This window comes from Paenibacillus sp. FSL R7-0179, assembly GCF_038002265.1.
In the GTDB taxonomy this organism is placed as follows: Bacteria; Bacillota; Bacilli; order Paenibacillales; family Paenibacillaceae; genus Paenibacillus_AQ.
The window spans coordinates 3,418,138-3,437,889 of sequence record NZ_JBBOCC010000001.1 but is presented as its reverse complement, the minus strand read 5'-3'; the positions used below and the strand labels follow the sequence as shown (position 1 = coordinate 3,437,889).

Below are 19,752 nucleotides of genomic sequence, written 5' to 3'. Positions count from 1 at the left end.
GTGGGCATGCTATGAAGGCTTTTGAACGGCGGGATCTGGTCATTAATGAGCTCTACAGGCACAAGAAGGTTCATGTGGCGGATCTGGCGCAGAAATTCGGTGTATCGGAGGAGACGATCCGGCGCGATCTTGACCGGCTGGACAAGGAGGGCATTGCCAAGAAGAATTACGGCGGGGCGATTCTGAACGCTCACACCAACGAGGACCCCTCCTACTCGCACAGGCATCAGGTCAACATTGAAGCGAAGCGGATGATTGCGGCAAGTCTGCTGGAGCTGATTAATGACGGGGACAGCGTGATGACGGACACCAGCACTACGGCTTTTGAAGGCTTGCGGAGAATTGTGGAGGACAAAAAAAATCTGACCATCATCACCAATTCCCTGGCGGTATTGTCAGAATTCCAGCATTCCGGGCAAAAGCTTATCTCCACGGGGGGCCTGCTCGGGCCGGAGACCAGCTCTTTCGTAGGGCCTACGGCCTCGCAGACCATTCTGAAATATAATGTGGATGTAGCGATTTTCAGCTGCAAGGCACTCTCCATGACCGGCGGACTCTGCGATTCCAACGAAGCGGAGACCGAGCTTAAGGTGCTGATGCAGCGGCAGGCGAGCAAGGTGGTCCTTCTGGCTGACCATTCCAAATTCGACCGGATCGCCTTCATCCGGCTGTTCAGCTTCGACAAGGTCGATTATATCGTCACCGATCAGCGGCCGTCTGAGGAATGGATCGAGTTCCTTGCCAAATATCAGGTTTCCCTGCTCTACCCTGCTGACTCGCATTAGGTCTTAACCTTCACGCTTAAAAGCCTGCGCCGACACATACACGAACCGTTCCGCTCTGGCCATCATATGGAACTTCTGCTCCGGAAAGTGGCGGTACAGGTGATCTACGAAATAGCCCGGATTCTCGGCATTGCCGGCGAACAGGTCATAATGCAGCGGTACCACGGTCTCAAAGCCTGAGGTCGCCGCGAACTCCACCGCTTCCCGGTAATTCATATTGCCGACGATATTGCGGCTGCCCCGGTAATAATCGCGTCCGTTAATCGGCAGCAGCGCCAGATCGATCTTGCGGCTGCCAACCTCCTCAATCAGCTCAGGGAACAGCACGGTATCCCCGGCATGATAGAGTGTCACCCCGTTCAGCTCCAGAATGTAGCCCACATACTTAGGATGACCCTGTTCATCGCGTTCAAGCTGTTCGTGCGCCGCTGCAACGGGAATCACCTTCAGCCCGCTGGCAGGCTCTGCTGCACTGGCAGGCAAGGCAGCGGTGAGCTGCTCCTTGCGGATGCCCAGCTCTTGCAGACGCTCCAGGCAGACCGCCGGAGCCATGAACTGCGCCTGCGGATTCAGTCCGGCAAGCACGGGGAGCGCCTCCTCATCCAGATGATCTGAATGGTCATGGGTAATCAGGCAGACCTCCATATTTGTAATTTCACCAGGCCCCACCGGCGGCGGGAAAGTCCGGTCCGGGTTCGGGGATACATAAGGATCAATGTAGACGGTCACCCCCGCCCCCTTGACAATAACGCTGGCTTGTCCGAGGAACCAGACCGCCAGGCAGCCGTAAGGCACCTCGGTGCTGCGGATTTCTTCGATCAGTTCTTGTCCTGCTAATGGCATAATGGGTTGCTCCCTTCCTCTTCTATATCTCATTCATCATAGCTAACTGTTACATCCCTGTTTAGTTTATACCCGCGGGAAGGCAAATGGAAGCGCTTGTGATAATCCCTGCTTGTTACCGGTGCCCATTGATGGGTACAATTAATAGATAGCTTACTTCAACTACAGGACGTGTAAAGGACAGGTGAAATGAATGCAGAATTACGGATTCGCAAGAGTCGCCGCCGCTTCCCCGGAACTCCGGGTGGCTGACTGCGTATTCAATGCAGACCAGATTATTGAAGCGATCAATACAGCCAGCGCTCAGGAGGTGGAGTACCTGGTACTCCCGGAGCTGTGCATCACCGGCTACAGCTGTGCGGATCTGTTCCTCCAGCCCCGGCTGCTGGAATCCGCGATGCAGGCACTGCTGCGGATTACGGCTGCAACGGTGGAGCACCAGATGATTGTTATTGCCGGCCTGCCGGTCTCCATCAAGAGCAGGCTGTTTAACTGTGCCGCTGTCCTCCAGGAGGGCCGGATTCTCGGGCTTGTGGTCAAGACCTGCATTCCCGGCTACAGCGAATTCTACGAGCCGCGCTGGTTCGCGGGAGCCGAGGAACTGGAGGTGTCTGAGCTGCGGATCGGCGGATCGGCGGTGCCGGTGGGCAATGATCTGATTTTTGCTTGTGAGAGTGACGGTAATCTGTCGTTCGGTGTGGAGATCTGTGAGGATCTCTGGGTACCTGTGCCGCCAAGCAGCCTGCTGGCCCAGGCCGGGGCCACGCTGCTGTTCAACCCTTCGGCCAGCAACGAGCTGGTCGGCAAGGCCGATTACCGCCGCCAGCTGGTCGGCGGCCAGTCCGCCTCCTGTGTCGCCGGTTATGTCTATGCCAGCTGCAATACCGGCGAATCGACAACAGACGTTGTCTTCGGCGGACATTCGCTGATCGCGGAGAACGGCCAGCTGCTGGCCGAATCGGAACGCTTCACCCATGAGAGCCGGATGATTACCGCCGACATTGACCTGCCGCGGCTGCAGTATTCCCGCACCGTGATGGGCACGTTCCGGGCAGGCAAGGGCGGACGCAACTACCGTGAGATTCTCTATGCCGCGCCGCTTGGCAGCGGCACCCGGCGGGAGCTGAGACGGAACGTAGGCGTCAACCCGTTCGTGCCGGGCAATCCGCTCCATCGGGACGAACGCTGCCAGGAGATTCTCTCGATCCAGACCTCTGGCCTGATGAAGCGTATCCGCCACATCGGTACCAAGCAGGCTGTGATCGGCATCTCCGGCGGCCTCGACTCTACGCTCGCGCTGCTGGTTGCTGTGCGGGCCATGGAGCTGCTCGGACGTCCGGCCAGCGATGTGCTGGCAGTCACGATGCCGGGCTTCGGCACGACCAGCCGCACCTACGACAATGCTGTAGGCTTAATCAAGGCGCTCGGCGCCACGATGAAGGTCGTTGACATCAAGGCGGCCTGCCTCCAGCACTTCGCGGACATCGGCCACAACCCTGAGGTGCATGACTTGACTTACGAGAACGTACAAGCCCGTGAGCGTACCCAGATTCTGATGGACCTCGCCAACAAGAACGGCGGGATTGTCATCGGCACAGGCGACCTGTCCGAGCTGGCGCTGGGCTGGTGTACCTATAACGGCGACCATATGTCGATGTACAGTGTGAATTCGGGTATTCCGAAGACGTTGATCCAGTATGTTGTCGCCTGGTATGCGGACCATGAAGCCGACGAGACGGTGAACAAGTACCTCCACAGCATTATCGAGACCGGAATCAGCCCTGAGCTGCTGCCGCCTTCGGCCACCGGAGAGATTGTCCAGCTGACCGAGAATATCCTGGGGCCTTACATTGTGCATGATTTCTTTCTCTATTACATGCTGCGTACTGGCGCTTCTCCCGGCAAAATGCTCTATCTCGCCCAGCACGCCTTTGGCGGTGCTTATCCCAAGGAGCAGCTAACCGCCTGGCTGAAGGTGTTCGTCACCCGCTTCTTCACCCAGCAGTTCAAGCGCTCCTGCCTGCCGGACGGACCAAAGGTCGGCACGGTCAGCCTCTCGCCGCGCGGCGACTGGCGCATGCCAAGCGATGCTTCTGCCGCGCTCTGGCTGCAGGAGATCGAAGAATTGTAACTCCCGGCCGCAAACAGGGCCGAAGGCAAAGAGGCGTCCCCCATCATCGCAGGATGATCAGGGACGCCTCTTTTTTGTAAGCAATCAGCTTCTCTCGTACCTATTATCAAGAATTAAGACTTCATCGCTGCCGAACGGGGTCTGAATCGTTACCGTCTCGCCCGGACACGCCAGAATCAGCCCTCTGCCCATAGGCGACCAGAGTGAAATGCAGAATTCATCCAGCTCAGCTTCACCAGGAATTACAATCCGGTACGTATCCTTCAGCGTCTCCTGGCCGATCCGCAGCGACACCCGGGAACCGACCAGCACCATAGAACGCTCAAGGGCATCGTTGTCACCGGACAGAATCCGCTCCACCGTCTCCTGATAGCTCTTGATCATCGCCTGTACCTCTGCCCGCTCAGCCGGAGACTCCCATGTTCCCCTGTCCAGAATGGAGAATTTATGCTCATCGAGATAGACCAGCTGCTGCACCAGCTCCTCGCGTAAGGAAACAGTTCTGAGACTATGGCTCATAGTAGATTTCACCTACCTTCTTCATCAGGTCATGCTCGAAAATACGCTTGTTCCTGCTCATAGCCCTCAGTCCTCCTAATATAAGAAAATAGGTCCCGCGCAGGGACCTATTCTCTATGATAGCATCTTTCCTAGGAAAGACAATCTCATGTCCAGGGGATGGCGCGCTCCGGTTCAACGCTTCACAGGATCGGCAGATTTCCCGGATGTTCCGGCAGCGGCCCGGCTGTACATATTCAGGTCCTGGAGCTTAATCAACACTTTGCCGAACCGTCCGCCTTGGCGGACAATGACTTGCTGCTGCGGGTAGGCCGTGTGCAGATAGTCCGTTACTACTTTGCGGGCAGCCTCTCCCCCGTCCAGATGATGCAGCGGCAGCATCTCCATCACCTCAGCGGCGGCTGCTTCCAGTGACAGCTCCTTGCTTTTCGCTTCGCGGGTAATAATGGTCTCATAGGAATAGCCCTTCAAATATAATAATTGCGTCAGATAAGCCATATCCGAGGACTCCGCATGAACCTCTCTGCCTGTCAGCAACGGCAGTACTTCATTCATCAGACTATGCTCCTGCACACCTGCCGAGGTGCTGATATAGCAGTATTGCTTGGCACAGCTGATCACCTTCTCCGCACTCTCCCAGTCGAACACCGCCGGACACATGGACACGAAGACCAGATCGAAGGCATTCAGCCAGCCGCGTGCAGCAATGTCGATATTCTCGAAGGCTTCATGCACCAGCTCCACCTGTCCGGGGGCTGCTCCGGCAGTGTTCTTCAGGAACAGCTCCGCTAAGGGAACATTAGGCTCTACTGCTGTAACCTTGGCCCCCCGCTCGATAAAAGGAACCGTGAACCCGCCCGAAGCCGCCCCCACATCGAGAACAGTCAACCCGTTAAAATCCACGCCCTGGCCTTCCATCCAGCCGATAATCCGCTCACTCCGGTCCCGCCCGGCACTGCTGAAGACCTCTTCATTGAACACCTCGGCTTTATGATCGAAGCTCGTGTGCGGGTTCATGCCCATCGCCTTGAACTTGTTAGCCATTGCCTTGGGATCTTCCTTCCAGGCCTTCTCCCATACGCTTGCATCGAATAATCCGTTATTCATTAATCATTCATCCTCTCCTGGTTGTATTCATCGCACTATAATTACAGCTATGATTCTACAGACTTAACAGACTTTGAATATCTATAATACCCGCTAATTTGCAACGGCTATACCGCCCCTTGAAGGGACGGTATCCGTTACAGCGGGAAATAGCAGCACACAGAACGACACAGCATGGTGCCAGAGCTTATTGACAGGCCAGCATCTTCCCGGCAAGCTCGGACATCATTTTGTTACGCAGATAATCCTCCATCTGCCCTTCGGCCTTGACCATCTCCTGCTGAATCAGACACTCACTCGGATGGTCCAGGGAGCAGTCGAACAGCGACGCTGTGCCTTCAATGGCATGGATGATATCCAGGAACGAGATTTCGTCCCCCTTGCGCCGCAGACGATACCCGCCATTGGCCCCGGATGCGGATTCGATAAGCCCGGCCTTCACCAGCTTGGTCAGAATCTTCGACAAATACGTTGGCGATACATTCTGCCGCTCGGCAAGCTGCTGCACGCCCATTGGTTTATCGGGAGTGTGCGCCACCAGGAACAGCATCGTATGCAGGGCGTAGTTCGTTGCTTTGGAGTATTTCATGTCTTATTCCACCTTACATGAGGACTATATATTGACCATAAATTTGGACCAATATATGGAAAATAAATATGGACTACGTCCGTAATTACAGACTTTATTTATCTATGATAGCCCTTATGCGGGGGGAATGCAAGGGGTTGGGGGAATGGGATGCGGAAAAGATGGAAGGAAGAATTACAAGTGAACACGGCTTTGTTGTCCTTTAAGCAGCCAACCAACGTCTGCACCGCCCCATTGTGCTCGGTTTTCCGCATACATTCGGCCCGCGCATCCTCACTCGGCACATTGTATTCGGTTTTTCGAATACGTTTGGCTCGCACATCCTCATTTTGCGCAATGTAATCGGTTTTTCGATTACATCTGGCCCGCACAGTACCATCCAGCGCAATGTGATCGGTTTTTCGATTGCATTCGGCCCGCACAGTATCATCCAGCGCAATGTGATCGGTTTTTCGATTACATCTGGCCCGCACAAGTACCATCCAGCGCAATGTAATCGGTTTTTCGTTTACATTCGGCCCGCACAGTAGCATCCAGCGCAATGTAATCGGTTTTTCGATTACATTCGGCCCGCACAGTACCATCCAGCGCAATGTGATCGGTTTTTCGATTACATTCGGCCCCCACAGTACCATCCAGCGCTATGTGATCGGTTTTTCGATTACATTCGGCCCGCGCACCCTTGCACCGGCACAATGTGTGTTCGCACTTTCCAGCACAACAATCAGGACCACCCGTCCAACGGGTGGTTTGCTCTTGGGGTATAACCCCTTGTTGCCAAACTGCGCCTAAAGACGCTAGCCTGACTGCAATTCTGTTCAGGCTCAGTGTAATTTGTCTTTTTCACTTACCCGTTAAACGGGTTTACTTCTTTTTGTTTCTTTTATCGCTAAATGGATCTTCGTATTCTTTTACGCTCAGTTTATCTATGGCTTGGTCATGTGCTTCTTGTTCGCGGATGTATTTAGCTACCGTGGCCTCATTCAGACCTACAGTGCTTACATAGTATCCTTCTGCCCAAAATTTTCGATTTCCATATTTATATTTGAGCTGGGCATGCTTCTCGAAGATCATGAGCGAACTTTTTCCCTTTAGATACCCCATGAACGTTGAGACTGCAATTTTAGGTGGGATCGCTACCAACATATGAACATGATCGGGCATCATGTGGCCCTCTAGAATTTCAACTCCCTTGTACTTACATAAACGTCTAAAAATTTCGATCAGATCTTTCCTCACTTGATTATAAATTTCTTTCCGTCTATACTTCGGGGTGAACACGATATGGTATTTGCACATCTACTTCGTGTGAGCTAGGCTATAGCTCTTGTTTGCCATCTTTGACCATTCCTTTCCTTTGAGCCTGAACATCTCAATTCTATCGGAATGGTCTTAGTGGTCAAACCCTCGGTCCCTCCACCCGCATAGCGGGTGGTTTTTTGTTTCCCGCGTTTCACGCGCTCAACTGGCTAAAGCCATAAAAAAACAGAGCCCCCTACTCCCGAAGGCTCTGCATCGCAGCATGATCAGTGGCTGAAATAGCCCCGTCTGCTACACTTCCCTTACTTCCGCAAAGGGTACTGGAATCTGTATTCCCCGGAGCCGAGTGTAACCTTCACCGCCTGTGCCAGCTGCTCAGCGGAATGAATGCCGGGGATCTGCTCAAGCTGCTGCCCAGCCGCTATTCCTGTCTCCGACACTTCAGCCAGCAAGGCGTCAGGCAACAGCACCGTAGCCGAGGTATTCGGGGGAACCACGGCGGTCAGTCCAATTATCCCGGAGTCTATTGTCCATTCGGAACGGATCGTCCCGTACATGGATTCCAGAGTGGCGGCAGCCGAGGTGAGTCCGCCTCCCGGATGCGGCTGGATCAGGAACTGCTTGTAGCCCGGCCCCTCCTCTGTCTGCTCGATCCCGGCCACATAGCGGTACAGGAAATCACCAATCGCTCCATAAGCATAATGATTAAACGAATTCATCGACGCGCTCCAAAAGCTTCCGTCCTCCTTCATTCCATCCCAGTGCTCCCAGATCGTAGTTGCGCCGCGGGTAATCGGGTACAGCCAGGATGGATAGTCCGTCTGGAGCAGCAGCTTGTAAGCAGCCTCGTAGTGTCCCGCATCCGCCAGCACCAGATTTAAGTAAGGCGTGCCGACGAAGCCTGTCGTAAGGTGATACCCGCTCGCTTCCAGCAGCCGGATAAGTCCCGCTACGGTGCGGTCTTTTGCACTCCCCTCCACTAGTCCGAACATTAACGCCAGCACACAGGCTGTTTGGGTTGCCGGACCTTCCTCCCCCGCTGGCAGGATATACGTTTGGTTGAATGCTTCCTTGACCCGTTGATGAAGCTGCGAGTACTTCTCCACATCGCCGGTCCGGCCCAGCACCTTCGCCGTTTTTGCCATCAGCTGGACCGAATAAGCATAGAAGGCCGTTGCGATATAGTTCCGGTCCGTAGCACCCACATGACTGTCTGCTTTGGCATCCAGACCCAGCCAATCTCCGAAGTGAACGCCGGTATTCCATAGGAACTCATCTGTTCCCTGGCGGCGGATATACTCCACCCAGTCCTGCATGCTGCTGTACTGCTGCTCCAGAATCCGCTTATCGCCGTAACACTGGTATATCGTCCACGGACAGATAACCGCCGCATCGCCCCACGCCGCAGAGGAATGCGCCTCCTCCCCCAATATATGCGGAATCACGTAGGGAACTCCTCCATCCTCCCGCTGATCAGCAGACAGATCCCTCAGCCATTTGCTGAAAAAGGGTGCCACATTCATCAGATACGCGGCCGTGCGGATGAACATCTGAGCGTCCCCGGTCCACCCGAGCCGTTCATCCCGTTGCGGGCAGTCGGTTGGCACATCGACGAAATTCCCTTTTTGCCCCCATAGGATGTTGTGCTGGAGCTGATTCAATAGTGCATTGGAGCAGGTAAAAGTGCCGGTCGGCTCCGTATCCGAATGCAGCACCACGCCTGTGAAGTCCTGCAGATCCAGCGGGTCCGGGAAGCCGATCAGCTGGACATAACGGAAGCCCTGGAAGGTAAAATGCGGCTGGAAGCTCTCCCTGCCCCCGCCACGGGCGGTATAAGCAACGGTCTGCCTGGCCGTCCGGAGGTTATCGGTATATACATTTCCCTGCTGATCCAGCACCTCGAAATGCCGCAGCTGATATTCCTGACCCGCCGCGCCATCTACGGTGAACCGCAGCCAGCCGACCATATTCTGCCCCATATCGAGCACCGTCTCCCCTGCCGGGGTGCGGATGAGGTCCACAGGAACCAATTCCTGGACTGCCCGGACCGGATCATTCTCCTGCGCGAGCAGAATATTCTTGGCATGCGGAAGAATCTCCGCCGGTGTCCAGAGCGTGTCGTCATACCCCGGCAGGCTGAAGCCGTGCTGCGCCAAGCGGGCGTCATAGGTCTCGCCATGATACAGCTCCGACATGAGGAGGGGGCCGGGCGAAATTGTCCACTGCGGGCCAGTTCCTATGATCTGCTCCGTGCCGTCCTCATACGTAAGATGAAGCTGCATCAGCAGCGCTGTCCGGCTGCCATAGATATGCTTCCTGTGCTCCCAGCCGAGATTCCCTTTGTACCAGCCGTTCCCGAGCCAGGCACCCGCCGCATTGTCTCCAAGGACAAGCAGCGGGGTCACATCATACGTCTGGTATTGCAGACGCTGGCTGTAACTGGTCCACCCGGGATTGAGATAAGTATCGCCCACCCGCACGCCGTTTAGCTCCAGCTCATACAGCCCGAGACTGGTCACATAGATTCTGGCGCGGGCGACTGGCCGGTCCACCTGGAAGCTGCCGCGCAGCAGCGGGCTTTGCTCAGCCTCTTCCGCAAGGCAGGCCAAGGGAGCCGTAATCCATTCTGCGGTCCACTCCTCCGGCGAGAGCAGCCCCATCTCCCACCAGGCCGCTTCGGACCACTCCGTGGGACGATGGTGCTGATCCCATATTTTCACCCGGTAATAATAGCGCGTCCTGGACTGCAGCTGCAGCTCCTTCAGCTCAATGTGCAGGGAGTCCCCGGACTCCACTCTGCCCGAATCCCACCACACGCTCCCGAAATCCTCCGTGCCTGCCACCTGTAATTGATATGCCTGCTGCCTCACATCCCGCTCATCTGCTCTCACCTGCCAGCTGATTCTTGGCCTCGCAATATCCAGCCCCAGCGGATTCTCCTTATACTCCACACGTAATTGCCCAACTGCGATCATGAATTCCACTCCGTCCTATTCTAAGATTGGCCTTATACATAGGAAACGCATTCCATTCCAATTATAGAACCCCCGATTGCCCGTGTAACCTGTATAATAGGGAAGAGTTACTATTCCAGCTACACAGAAAGGTAGTCCTATGATTAAAGTTCAACACCTGTCCTTCTCCTTCCCGCAAAAAGAGCTCTACACTGACATTTCGTTTACGCTCGAAGAGGCGCAGCATTGCGCTTTTATCGGAACCAGCGGCAGCGGAAAAAGCACCCTGATCGACATCCTGATGGACCGGGACAGATATTTGTTCGACGGCAGCATTGAGATGGAGCCTGATTTCAGCATCGGGTATGTCAGCCAGTTTGCCAAGCCGGACCTGTCTGCCGACATCACCGTGTTTGAATATATAGCCGGACCCTTCATTAAGCTACAGGAGGAAATACAGCTCATCTGCACAGAGATGGAGACCTCGGCGGATATTGAGCCGCTGCTGGAGAAGTATCAACTGGCTCTGGACGCTTTTGAGGCCTTGGGCGGAGAGGATTACGAGAGCCTCATTCACAAAAAGCTGAATCTGGCTGATCTCATGAAGCGCAGAGACCTCAAGGTATCCGAGCTGAGCGGCGGGGAATTCAAGCTCGTTCAGGTCATGAAGGAAATGCTGAACCGTCCTGACTTCCTGATTATGGATGAGCCGGATGTATTTCTGGACTTCGAGAACCTGAATGCGCTCCGGCAGCTGATTAACTCGCATAAGGGAATTCTGCTGGTGGTTACGCACAACCGTTATCTGCTTAACCATTGTTTTAACAAGATTATTCATCTGGAAAATAAGGAGCTTCAAGAGTTTGACGGCCGCTATCTGGAATACAACCTCTCCCTGCTACAGACCAAAATAGAGCTGCAGGAGCTGGCCCTCGCCGAACAGGAAGAGATTGAGCGCAACGATGTGATCATCGACAACCTACGTGCGATCGCCACGTATAATTCAGAAGCCTCCAGAGGGAGAGCGCTGAAAGCGAGAGTGAAGTTTCAAGAGAGACTGGAAGCCCGCAGAATCAAAGCGCCGTTCGTGGACATTAAGCAGCCGCAGATTCATTTGGGTATGGTGCATGAGCCGCAGGACGACGACGCGCCTGTGGTGACAGTCCAGGAGTACCGGGCGGCCTTCGATGAACTGCTGCTGGACAAGGTTAGCTTCGAGATGAAGGCTGGTGATAAAGTCGCCCTGATCGGTCCGAACGGTACCGGCAAAACAACCCTGCTGCGCGATATCGCGCGGGGCCAGCACGACTCTATAACCCTGAGCCCGGAGGCTACGGTAGCTTATCTGTCCCAGCTTCAAGGCGAAGTGCTGACAGATTCGAACACCCTGCTCGAAGAATTCATCGAGGCCGGAATGGCTACGTATGATGAGATCCGCTCCCATCTGGCAGACTACGGCTTTGAAGGCGAGATCGTGAACCAGAGAATAGAAGCCCTGTCCGGCGGCGAAAAAAATCTGCTCCAGCTGGCCAAGGTATCTGCCCTGAAAGCCAATGTCCTGCTGCTCGATGAGCCGACCAGCCATCTGGACACCTACACGCAAATCGCGCTGGACCAAGCCATCCAGGAGTACAAGGGCGCGATTCTTATGATCTCGCATGACTTCTATTCCGTGGTCAACGGGATGGACTATGTCCTGATTATTGACAATAAGACAATCCGCAAGATGACGATCAAGAAATTCAAGAAGATGATCTATGCCCGGCATTTCGATAAAGATTATCTGGAGCTGGAGCAGAAGAAGAAAGCAGCCGAGACCCGGGTAGAACTGGCGCTGAAGGATAACAATTTCGAGCTTGCCAAAAGTCTGGTTGCCCACCTGGAAGAGCTGATTAAGCTGATGTAAGTATGCGGGAACCGTGGTATATTAGAACACCTGGCCCCAGCAATTATATGCTGTTTTCCGCATACATTCGGGCTGTGCGCCTGAGCGCTAGCAAATGTGTGTTGTTTTCCGCATACATTCAGACCACACCCCTGCGCGCTAGCACAATCTATGCTGTTTTCCGCATACATTCGGACTGTGCGCCTGTACGCTAGCAAATGTGTGTTGTTTTCCGCATACATTCAGACCACACGCCTCTGCGCCAGCACAATCTATGCTGTTTTCCTCATATATTGGGCCCATAAAAAAGGCCGCCAATTTCGGCAGGGTGTTGTGAAAACTCCCCTGCCGGAATGGCGGTCTTTTCGATGTGCATCAGGCAAAAGTTAAATGAACCGTATGGATCTCATAAGGCTTGAAATCAAGCCGGATCGCTGGAATTTCTACTGCTTTTGTGTCCAGCGGGCGCTCCATCAGATCGCGCAGCTGCCAGGAGGAGACGGCATAATCGCTGCTGACATTCGTCGTGCAGCGTGTTCCGGTGAACTCATGCAGCCGGACGATACAGCCGCTGCCGTCTTCCGCCAGCTTCACGGCATCGATCGCAATGTTCGGGGCATCGCAGGTGATCAGGGATTTGCCGGCTCCGGCGGTATAGGCACCTTGCACGGCCAAAAGGGGCTGGTTCAGCGCCCACGCTTCCTGCACCGTGCCCGCAGCCACCCAATCCCCTTCATGCGGAAGCAGGGCATACGTAAAGTTGTGCTCGCCCTGATCCGCCAGCCGGTCCGGGCTGGTTGCCGATTTGATCAGCGACAGCCGCATCGTATGATCCTTGATGTCATAGCCGTATTTGCAGTCGTTCAGCAGGCTGACCCCGTAGCCCCGCTCCGACAGATCGGCCCACTGATGCCCCACGCTCTCGAACCGCGCATAATCCCAGCTTGTATTCCAGTGAGTCGGCCGCTTCACATTGCCGAACTGGATATCATAGGTCGCTTCCGTAGCCCGCACGGCCACAGGGAAGGCTGCCTTCAGTAGCTGCTGCTGCTCATGCCAGTCTACATAGGTCTCGAAATCAATCCGCGCGCTTCCGGCATAGACCTTGACTTTCTGGACAATGGAGGAATCCATGTAGCCCCAGACGAATTCCAGCACTGCCTGAAGCGGCCCGCATTCGGTCAGCTTGACGGAACGCAGATCGCTGATGATCCGCATCTTCTCCTGGTAGAACAGATCGATATCCCAGGCATCGAACATCTTTGGCTTATCCTCGAAGACCTGCAGCACATTGCCGCATTCGCCCTGTGCCAGCACCTCGCGTTCTGCACGGCGGTCGAAGATCCGGCTAAGCTGCCCAGATCCGTTCCACTCCAGAATATAATAAGGAGTGGTCAGTGTGGAATCCTGCCAGCGGAAAGGAACGGTAGGTTCTGGATGAGCGGCTTCGGTACCGCCAGGCTCAGCGGCAACAATCACTGTACTGCCCATTGCCGGGACCGCCGCCGTCTCCACCAGCCACTGCCCGCGGGAGCGCTGGGCAGTCAGCCGGTTACCCTCGGCGTCTGTCCAGATAGCATTCTCTCCAACATGAGGCACGGCTGCCAGCCGGGGAGCGGTGAAGAAGGCGCTGTTAAACAGCGTGTATTCCGTCTGCATCGGGGTTTCTGCCGGAGGGAGACCGGCAAGTCCCGCAGGTGCCCCCTCGGCAGGGACAGATGCGAGACCGGCAAGTCCCTCCACAGCCGCTGTCCGCGCTGCCAGGCCAATCTGCTCCGCTTCCGCATATTCTACCCGGGAATCCTCGTACACCTCATGAATGGAGGAGCCGGGAATAATATCGTGGAACTGGTTGCGCAGAATGGTCTGCCAGCCTTCCAGGAGCGAGTCCGCCGGATACTGGCCGAATCCGCCGCTCTCCGCCGCCCAGAGCATCTGCAGCCATTCCGCTTCGCGGTAGAGCAGCTCCAGCTTGCGGTTCATTTTTTTATTATAGGCCTGGCTTGTATAAGTTCCCCGGTGGTACTCCAAGTATAGCTCCCCATCCCAGGTATGCACATACTCATCCGTAGCGTCTATCGTCTCATTGAGCCGTTCGAAGTACTCCGCTGCCCGGCCCGTCTTCACCTGCGGAAGACCCGGCATCATATCCAACCGCCGCCGCATCTCCAGCATCTCGCGGTTGACACCGCCGCCCCCGTCCCCGTATCCGTAGGACAGCAGCAGCTCGCGGTTCAGGTTCTTGTCGCGGTACTGCTCCCAGATGCCCTGCACGGAGAAAGGCTCGATCAGCCCGTTATAGGTGTAATACCAGGCCCCCGATTCAGGGCCCTCCGGCGTCGTGATGAAGTGGGTCAGCACCTCGCTGCCGTCAATCCCTCTCCACTGGAACGTATCATGCGGCATCCGGTTGTATTGGCTCCAGCTGATCTTGGTCGTCATGAAGGTGTCGATGCCCGATTTACGCAGAATCTGCGGCAGCGCCCAGCTATAACCGAACACATCCGGCAGCCATAGGTATTTACAGTCCACCCCGAACTCCTCACGGAAAAACTTTGTCCCATACAAAATCTGCCGCACCAGCGACTCACCGCTCGTCAGATTACAGTCCGCTTCCAGCCACATCGCCCCTCCGGCTTCCCAGCGCCCCTCTTCCACCCGCTCCTTAATCTCCTGATAGATCTCCGGGTAATCCTGCTTGATGTACGCATAGAGCTGAGGCTGGGTCTGCAAAAAAATGTACTCCGGGAACTGCTTCATCAGCCGGAGTACCGTCGAGAAGGAACGGGCTGCTTTCTCCCGGGTGTGGGTAAGCCGCCATAACCAGGCCACATCGATATGTGTATGGCCGATGGCGGTCACCGTTACCGGATGCTCCTGCTCCAGCCGGGACAGGTCTGCGAGCAGGCTTGACTCGGCCTCCTGGACTGAAGCATAGAACGCTTCGCTTCCAGGTCTGGACCAGTCCAGCAGGTTGAAGGCCTTGTTCAAAGCGGTTAGCAGCTCATGCTTCTGAATCTGGCTGTCTTGCAGCTGCTTGATCGTACCCAGCGCAGCCCGGCCGGTATAATAGAGATTGTCAGTGGACTCATCCAGATACGCCAGCTCCGACCGCTTGATCTTGTGCTCCTGCGGAATCAGCTGACCGTCGCCGTTCAAGCCCGACCATAAGCGGAAGGTGAAATCCAGCTCCCGGCCGGCCACACTGTCTTCCAGGAATACCTCCTGATGGTTGGAGTCGACCCCCTGATATGGCTTCCCGTCCAGGTACAGCAGGCATTCGAACCCGCCGTTATTCCCCCCGCCGGTGCGCCCGAAATCGAACAGTCCGACAACACGTTTGCCCTGCCATTCGGCAGGCACGGTTACCTTACGGTACAGCCACAGATAAGCATCATAGCCGGTCCAATACTCCCCGGTCAGCAGCTTCCTGTCCCCATCAAGTACGGGTGGATAGGCACCATTAGCTCCCTCCGGATCCTCAGTAACCTGCCATTCCTCAAGTGTAATCCCCTCACGGTACCTGTAACTCTCAAGCTCTCTCAACCGTGCACCAAGCTTATCTTCTGTCCAGAACATTAACATTCTCCTCTCATTTTATAACACGTGTTATTAAGCGGGCAAAAGTGGGGGCGTGCTGAGATCAGGTGCACTTGTGCTCCTCATTTGCTCACCCAGCCAACTTTCAGCCAACTCAGGTGCACTTGTACTCCTCATTCGCTCACCCAGCTCACCTTAACTAGCACATCCGGCCTAATTTCAGCCCATTCAGAGGGATTTACCCCTCTCATTTTTGCATCCGGCCTATTTCCAGCCGATTCAGAGGGATTTATCCCTCTCATTTCAGCATCCGGCCCATTTCCAGCCCATTCAGAGGGATTTATCCCTCTCATTTTAGCATCCGGCCTATTTCCAGCCCATTCAGAGGGATTTACCCCTCTCATTTTTGCATCCGGCCCATTTCCAGCCCATTCAGAGGGATTTATCCCTCTCATTTCAGCATCCGGCCTATTTCCAGCCCATTCAGAGGGATTTATCCCTCTCATTTCAGCATCCGGCCTATTTCCAGCCGATTCAGAGGGATTTATCCCTCTCATTTTAGCATCCGGCCCATTTCCAGCCCATTCAGAGGGATTTATCCCTCTCATTTCAGCATCCGGCCTATTTCCAGCCCATTCAGAGGGATTTATCCCTCTCATTTCAGCATCCAACTCATTTTCAGCTCACCTAGCGCACTCCATGCCACCAACCGGACCATCTCCACTAGCTCCAGCCTCTAAGCACTTATCTCCACTACCCCCATCATCTAACCGCTTTAGCTCCACTACCCCCATCATCTAACCGCTTTAGCTCCGCTACCATCAGCAGCTAACCGCTTTAGCTCCACTACCATCAGCAGCTAACACTTTAGTTTTACTTGCACCACAATCTACGCACTTTCTCCCGCCTTCAACACGGCCGGGAGCCAGATTTTCCCGGCCTGACCAGCCTTATTCCCGGTCCCGCCGCTCATGTCCCCGTTCCCGCCGCTCATCTGCGCGAGCAAGCAGCGGACGGCTTCCTCCCCCATAGTGACATAGGGGATCTCCACGCAGCTTAAGGAGGGCAGGCTGAGCCTGTCGCCTTGAATCGTGTTGTCTGCTGCCATAATGCGCAGGTCTTCGCCGATCCTCAGGCCCAGCTTATGAGCAGCACGGTACAGGTCGGGGACCGCGCTCGACCAGTTAACCAGGAGCGGCGCAGACGGCTGGCCGCTGCCCACCGTAAGTCTCTGGAGACAATCTGCCCATTCTCCGCCATGCTCTGCCAAACGGATAATTTCCGGCTCCATCCCGCGCGATGTACACCAGCTTGTGTAGGCTTCCCGGCGGTTCCGCTCCGCCCAGTTATCCGTGTCAAGCGCATGATACACCTCGGCATAGACCGGCCCCGGCTGCTGTGCCGTGCCTTTCCGCATCAAATAATTCATTGCGCTCTCTACACTGCCTGAATAATCAGCCAGTACAGAGTGTACATCCGGTACTTCCGCGTACCCTTCCACGGAGACATAAGGGACTCCGGCAGCGCTGACAAGGGACGCCCACTCCTCATCCTTGTAGCTGGTGTGGTCCAGGGTAACTATCCCGTCAATCTTCCGCTGGTGATACAATTCCAGCAGCTCGGCCCTGCCGCCCGCATTCCCCTTGGGGCGCGGGGAACAGAGCAGAATGTGATACCCGCCCAGCTCACACTCCCGCTGCATCCCTTCCAGCAGCCGGATAAATAGTGGATGGCGCGTATCTCCGTAAGCGGCAAGCGTCATGCTTCTGCCCGTCTTCATGCTTCGCGCACCCGCGTCCACATGATAATTCAGCTCACGGATCGCTTCCAGCACAGCCTCGCGTGTATCTGCTCCAACCCCTATACCGGGCGTATCGTTCAGCACCGCAGAGACTACACTGCGGGACACGCCCGCCCGTTTGGCAACATCGAAGCTGGTCACTCTTTTTTTGCTCATACTGTTCAGCACCTCAAGGAAAGTATAACACGTGTTATAAAATCATGTATAGCGCTTTTTTACAGGACTATCCATATCATTCTCCTCATACGTCTCCTCCTCAAGCTGCAAATAGTCCTTCAGCAACTGAAATCATCTTCTTGCAAAATGACAACCGTGTCATTATAATAATAATGACGCATGTGTCATTATTATTGAGGAGGAATCTGAATGTCACCGAGAATCTCCGATCAGCAGAAGGAAGAACGGCGCTCCAAAATCCTGAATGCTGCGAAGCTGGTATTCACCGCTAAAGGCTACGAAGCCGCTACCTTCAAGGATATCCTGGATGAAACCGGAATGAGCCGCGGCTGGATCTATCTGTATTTTCAGACCAAGGAGGAAATCTTCGAGGCGCTGCTGGACCAGCAGGACATGGAATATGAGGAGTATCTGGCGGAGCTGACAGCTAAGCAGCCTACAATCTGGGATGCCGTCATCCGGATGTATGCAGATCAGAAGACGGACCTTATGCAGATGCCGGGCGGGAGCTTCATGCCAGCCTTCTATGAGTATTTCCTGGGCGGCTCAAGGGATGAGCGGCGGCGGAGCCTGCTGTTGAAGCGGTACGAGACAGGTCTTTCACGCTTAGAAGGGCTGCTTCGCACAGGAGTGGAGCGCGGGGAATTCAGCCCTGTGCTGCCGCTCGCCCAGGTAACAAGAATTGTCGCAGCGTACCAGGAAGGAATTTCCACACACACTCTGGCTGTAGGGCCAGAGCTAGCCCATACGGAATTGCAGATCGAAGCACTGCTTGATTATCTGAAGCAGCTGCTGAACCCCCCGCTCCGTCCGGCGGCTCAGGAATAGGAGGCATCTGATGTCTGTGCTTTTTCGAAACCCTGTCTTCACCAGACTGTTCCTGGCCAACTTCGCTTCCCAGCTCGGAACGGTGGTCGGAAATATGGCCTTTGCCTACTACCTGGTCGATCATTTCAGTACCCGTCCGGCGCTGGCGGCAACCGCTGAACTGATGTATTCTCTGCCTACTCTGGCCGTATTCTGGCTGGTGGGGGTCATCGCCGACCTGCTTGACCGTGCCCGTATCGCAGTATACAGCGATTGGATCAGGGCGGGATTAACTCTGCTGCTCCTCGTAGCCTTGCATTTCGGACTGCTGACCCTATGCTTCCTGCTGCTCTTCCTGCGCAGCGCCGTAGCGAAGTTCTTCGGTCCTGCCGAGATGGGCTTGCTGCAGGGCAGCATCGGCCGGGAGCAATATGTGCAGGCCGCCGGGCTGAACCAGATGATTATGGGACTGTTCATGCTGTTCGGCATGAGCCTTGGGGCATTCGCCTACCGGTTCCTCGGTATTGAAGGCGCCCTTCTGATCGACGGTATCAGCTTCCTCCTCTCCGGACTGCTCATTCTAAGCTGCCGGTTCCATGAGGATGTGCGGATGCCCGGCGGGCGCCACGCTCTGAGGGATATCCGTTTTCCCCGGCTTATCGGAGATTTCCTGGAAGGTCTTCGCTATATCCTCAGCCACAAGCTGCTCCTGACGCTCATCTCCGGCTTCCTGTTCTTCGGGATCGTCAATGGGGTGTTTGCAGTTTTGCCTATTTTTACGATGAAATACAAGCTCAGTCCCGATTCCTACATGCTTCATGCCTCGCTCATTACTCTGTGCCTGGGCACAGGGTTCCTGGCCGGAAGTGTGGCAGCCTCTCCCCTGATCCGCCGGTTCACGCGGACCCGGGTGCTGATCACCGGACTGCTGCTGTCCAGCCTGCTCATTGTTGCTCTGGGCTCAGCGGATAGCGTCTGGGTCTATCTTCCGCTTGTCCTCATAGAAGGCCTCTGCATTGCACCGGTGAACATAGCCATTGGCAGCTGGCTGCCGGAGCTGGTCATTCCGAAGAATATGGGGCGTGTCAATGCTCTGATTGAGCCTATTATGATGCTCGGCCATTCGCTGGCGCTTGGGCTTGTTGCCCTTGCATTTCCGGCTATCCTCTCCGTCACTTGGCTGCACTATCTTCTGGCAGTATGTACGCTGCTGGTTTGTGTGTATTACGGTTTCGCCCTCCCTCCGCTGGTCCGAAGACTGGCCTTGAATAAGGCAGCGGCTTCGGCGGCTGAACGGGCAAGCTAGAACATGTATTTCCGTCAAAAAAGCCCCGCAGCCCATGATCAACCTCAT

At 55.2% G+C, this 19,752-nt stretch carries 15 protein-coding genes; 5 read left to right on the top strand and 10 right to left on the bottom strand.

The genetic code is table 11. From position 1 onward, the window contains the following. The first annotated feature begins 11 nt into the window (after window positions 1–11). On the top strand, window positions 12–785 hold the full coding sequence (locus MKX63_RS14965; RefSeq protein WP_341017998.1) for a DeoR/GlpR family DNA-binding transcription regulator: 774 nt from the start codon (window positions 12–14) through the stop codon (window positions 783–785). A 3-nt stretch (window positions 786–788) separates the two neighbouring features. Here MKX63_RS14965 and MKX63_RS14960 read toward each other — a convergent pair whose 3' ends face one another. After that, window positions 789–1,628 carry an MBL fold metallo-hydrolase gene (locus tag MKX63_RS14960; protein ID WP_341017997.1) on the bottom strand — a complete coding sequence of 280 codons (840 nt, stop codon included), beginning with the start codon at window positions 1,626–1,628 and terminating at the stop codon, window positions 789–791. A 193-nt stretch (window positions 1,629–1,821) separates the two neighbouring features. On the opposite strand from MKX63_RS14960, the gene MKX63_RS14955 reads away from it, so the two are divergent. After that, window positions 1,822–3,759 carry an NAD(+) synthase gene (locus MKX63_RS14955; RefSeq protein WP_341017996.1) on the top strand — a complete coding sequence of 646 codons (1,938 nt, stop codon included), beginning with the start codon at window positions 1,822–1,824 and terminating at the stop codon, window positions 3,757–3,759. 84 nt (window positions 3,760–3,843) lie between these two features. Here MKX63_RS14955 and MKX63_RS14950 read toward each other — a convergent pair whose 3' ends face one another. The 6 genes from MKX63_RS14950 to MKX63_RS14925 all read right to left on the bottom strand — a co-directional run bounded on the left by MKX63_RS14950 (window position 3,844) and on the right by MKX63_RS14925 (window position 10,209). Then, entirely contained in the window at window positions 3,844–4,278 is a 435-nt protein-coding gene (locus MKX63_RS14950; RefSeq protein WP_341017994.1) for a GreA/GreB family elongation factor, read from the bottom strand. Window positions 4,279–4,452: 174 nt separating this feature from the next. Next, on the bottom strand, window positions 4,453–5,385 hold the full coding sequence (locus tag MKX63_RS14945) for a methyltransferase domain-containing protein (protein WP_341017993.1): 933 nt from the start codon (window positions 5,383–5,385) through the stop codon (window positions 4,453–4,455). Between the two features lie 187 nt (window positions 5,386–5,572). Beyond that, on the bottom strand, window positions 5,573–5,974 hold the full coding sequence (locus MKX63_RS14940) for an Rrf2 family transcriptional regulator (RefSeq protein WP_341017992.1): 402 nt from the start codon (window positions 5,972–5,974) through the stop codon (window positions 5,573–5,575). 98 nt (window positions 5,975–6,072) lie between these two features. Next, on the bottom strand, window positions 6,073–6,609 hold the full coding sequence (locus MKX63_RS14935; RefSeq protein ID WP_341017991.1) for a hypothetical protein: 537 nt from the start codon (window positions 6,607–6,609) through the stop codon (window positions 6,073–6,075). A 229-nt stretch (window positions 6,610–6,838) separates the two neighbouring features. Then, a complete protein-coding gene (gene tnpA / locus MKX63_RS14930; protein ID WP_341017990.1) occupies window positions 6,839–7,273 on the bottom strand; it encodes an IS200/IS605 family transposase in 435 nt (144 codons plus the stop codon). A gap of 263 nt (window positions 7,274–7,536) precedes the next feature. Further along, on the bottom strand, window positions 7,537–10,209 hold the full coding sequence (locus MKX63_RS14925) for a glycoside hydrolase family 78 protein (protein ID WP_341018663.1): 2,673 nt from the start codon (window positions 10,207–10,209) through the stop codon (window positions 7,537–7,539). Window positions 10,210–10,348: 139 nt separating this feature from the next. Here MKX63_RS14925 and MKX63_RS14920 point away from each other — a divergent pair, with 139 nt between their 5' ends. Beyond that, the gene (locus MKX63_RS14920; RefSeq protein WP_341017988.1) at window positions 10,349–12,094 is read left to right on the top strand and encodes an ABC-F family ATP-binding cassette domain-containing protein; all 1,746 of its coding nucleotides are present in this window, start codon (window positions 10,349–10,351) and stop codon (window positions 12,092–12,094) included. A 354-nt stretch (window positions 12,095–12,448) separates the two neighbouring features. Here MKX63_RS14920 and MKX63_RS14915 read toward each other — a convergent pair whose 3' ends face one another. The 3 genes from MKX63_RS14915 to MKX63_RS14905 all read right to left on the bottom strand — a co-directional run bounded on the left by MKX63_RS14915 (window position 12,449) and on the right by MKX63_RS14905 (window position 17,570). Then, entirely contained in the window at window positions 12,449–15,652 is a 3,204-nt protein-coding gene (locus MKX63_RS14915) for an alpha-mannosidase (protein WP_341017987.1), read from the bottom strand. Between the two features lie 134 nt (window positions 15,653–15,786). After that, window positions 15,787–16,284 carry a hypothetical protein gene (locus MKX63_RS14910; RefSeq protein ID WP_341017986.1) on the bottom strand — a complete coding sequence of 166 codons (498 nt, stop codon included), beginning with the start codon at window positions 16,282–16,284 and terminating at the stop codon, window positions 15,787–15,789. A 218-nt stretch (window positions 16,285–16,502) separates the two neighbouring features. Next, the gene (locus MKX63_RS14905; protein WP_341017984.1) at window positions 16,503–17,570 is read right to left on the bottom strand and encodes a LacI family DNA-binding transcriptional regulator; all 1,068 of its coding nucleotides are present in this window, start codon (window positions 17,568–17,570) and stop codon (window positions 16,503–16,505) included. A gap of 210 nt (window positions 17,571–17,780) precedes the next feature. On the opposite strand from MKX63_RS14905, the gene MKX63_RS14900 reads away from it, so the two are divergent. Both MKX63_RS14900 and MKX63_RS14895 read left to right on the top strand, forming a co-directional pair. Then, window positions 17,781–18,419, top strand: coding sequence for a TetR family transcriptional regulator (locus MKX63_RS14900; RefSeq protein WP_341017983.1), 639 nt, complete (start codon window positions 17,781–17,783; stop codon window positions 18,417–18,419). 10 nt (window positions 18,420–18,429) lie between these two features. After that, window positions 18,430–19,704 (top strand): MFS transporter, encoded by a 1,275-nt coding sequence (locus MKX63_RS14895; RefSeq protein ID WP_341017981.1) that lies wholly within the window; start codon window positions 18,430–18,432, stop codon window positions 19,702–19,704. The last annotated feature ends 48 nt before the right edge of the window (window positions 19,705–19,752 follow it).

Bases quoted from the DNA above. Each gene is read 5' to 3' on its own strand.
- MKX63_RS14965 (WP_341017998.1), top strand. From the start codon at position 12: ATGAAGGCTTTTGAACGGCGGGATCTGGTCATTAATGAGCTCTACAGG.
- MKX63_RS14960 (WP_341017997.1), bottom strand. From the start codon at position 1,628: ATGCCATTAGCAGGACAAGAACTGATCGAAGAAATCCGCAGCACCGAG.
- MKX63_RS14955 (WP_341017996.1), top strand. From the start codon at position 1,822: ATGCAGAATTACGGATTCGCAAGAGTCGCCGCCGCTTCCCCGGAACTC.
- MKX63_RS14950 (WP_341017994.1), bottom strand. From the start codon at position 4,278: ATGAGCCATAGTCTCAGAACTGTTTCCTTACGCGAGGAGCTGGTGCAG.
- MKX63_RS14945 (WP_341017993.1), bottom strand. From the start codon at position 5,385: ATGAATAACGGATTATTCGATGCAAGCGTATGGGAGAAGGCCTGGAAG.
- MKX63_RS14940 (WP_341017992.1), bottom strand. From the start codon at position 5,974: ATGAAATACTCCAAAGCAACGAACTACGCCCTGCATACGATGCTGTTC.
- MKX63_RS14935 (WP_341017991.1), bottom strand. From the start codon at position 6,609: ATGGTACTGTGGGGGCCGAATGTAATCGAAAAACCGATCACATTGCGC.
- tnpA (WP_341017990.1), bottom strand. From the start codon at position 7,273: ATGTGCAAATACCATATCGTGTTCACCCCGAAGTATAGACGGAAAGAA.
- MKX63_RS14925 (WP_341018663.1), bottom strand. From the start codon at position 10,209: ATGATCGCAGTTGGGCAATTACGTGTGGAGTATAAGGAGAATCCGCTG.
- MKX63_RS14920 (WP_341017988.1), top strand. From the start codon at position 10,349: ATGATTAAAGTTCAACACCTGTCCTTCTCCTTCCCGCAAAAAGAGCTC.
- MKX63_RS14915 (WP_341017987.1), bottom strand. From the start codon at position 15,652: ATGTTCTGGACAGAAGATAAGCTTGGTGCACGGTTGAGAGAGCTTGAG.
- MKX63_RS14905 (WP_341017984.1), bottom strand. From the start codon at position 17,570: ATGAGCAAAAAAAGAGTGACCAGCTTCGATGTTGCCAAACGGGCGGGC.
- MKX63_RS14900 (WP_341017983.1), top strand. From the start codon at position 17,781: ATGTCACCGAGAATCTCCGATCAGCAGAAGGAAGAACGGCGCTCCAAA.
- MKX63_RS14895 (WP_341017981.1), top strand. From the start codon at position 18,430: ATGTCTGTGCTTTTTCGAAACCCTGTCTTCACCAGACTGTTCCTGGCC.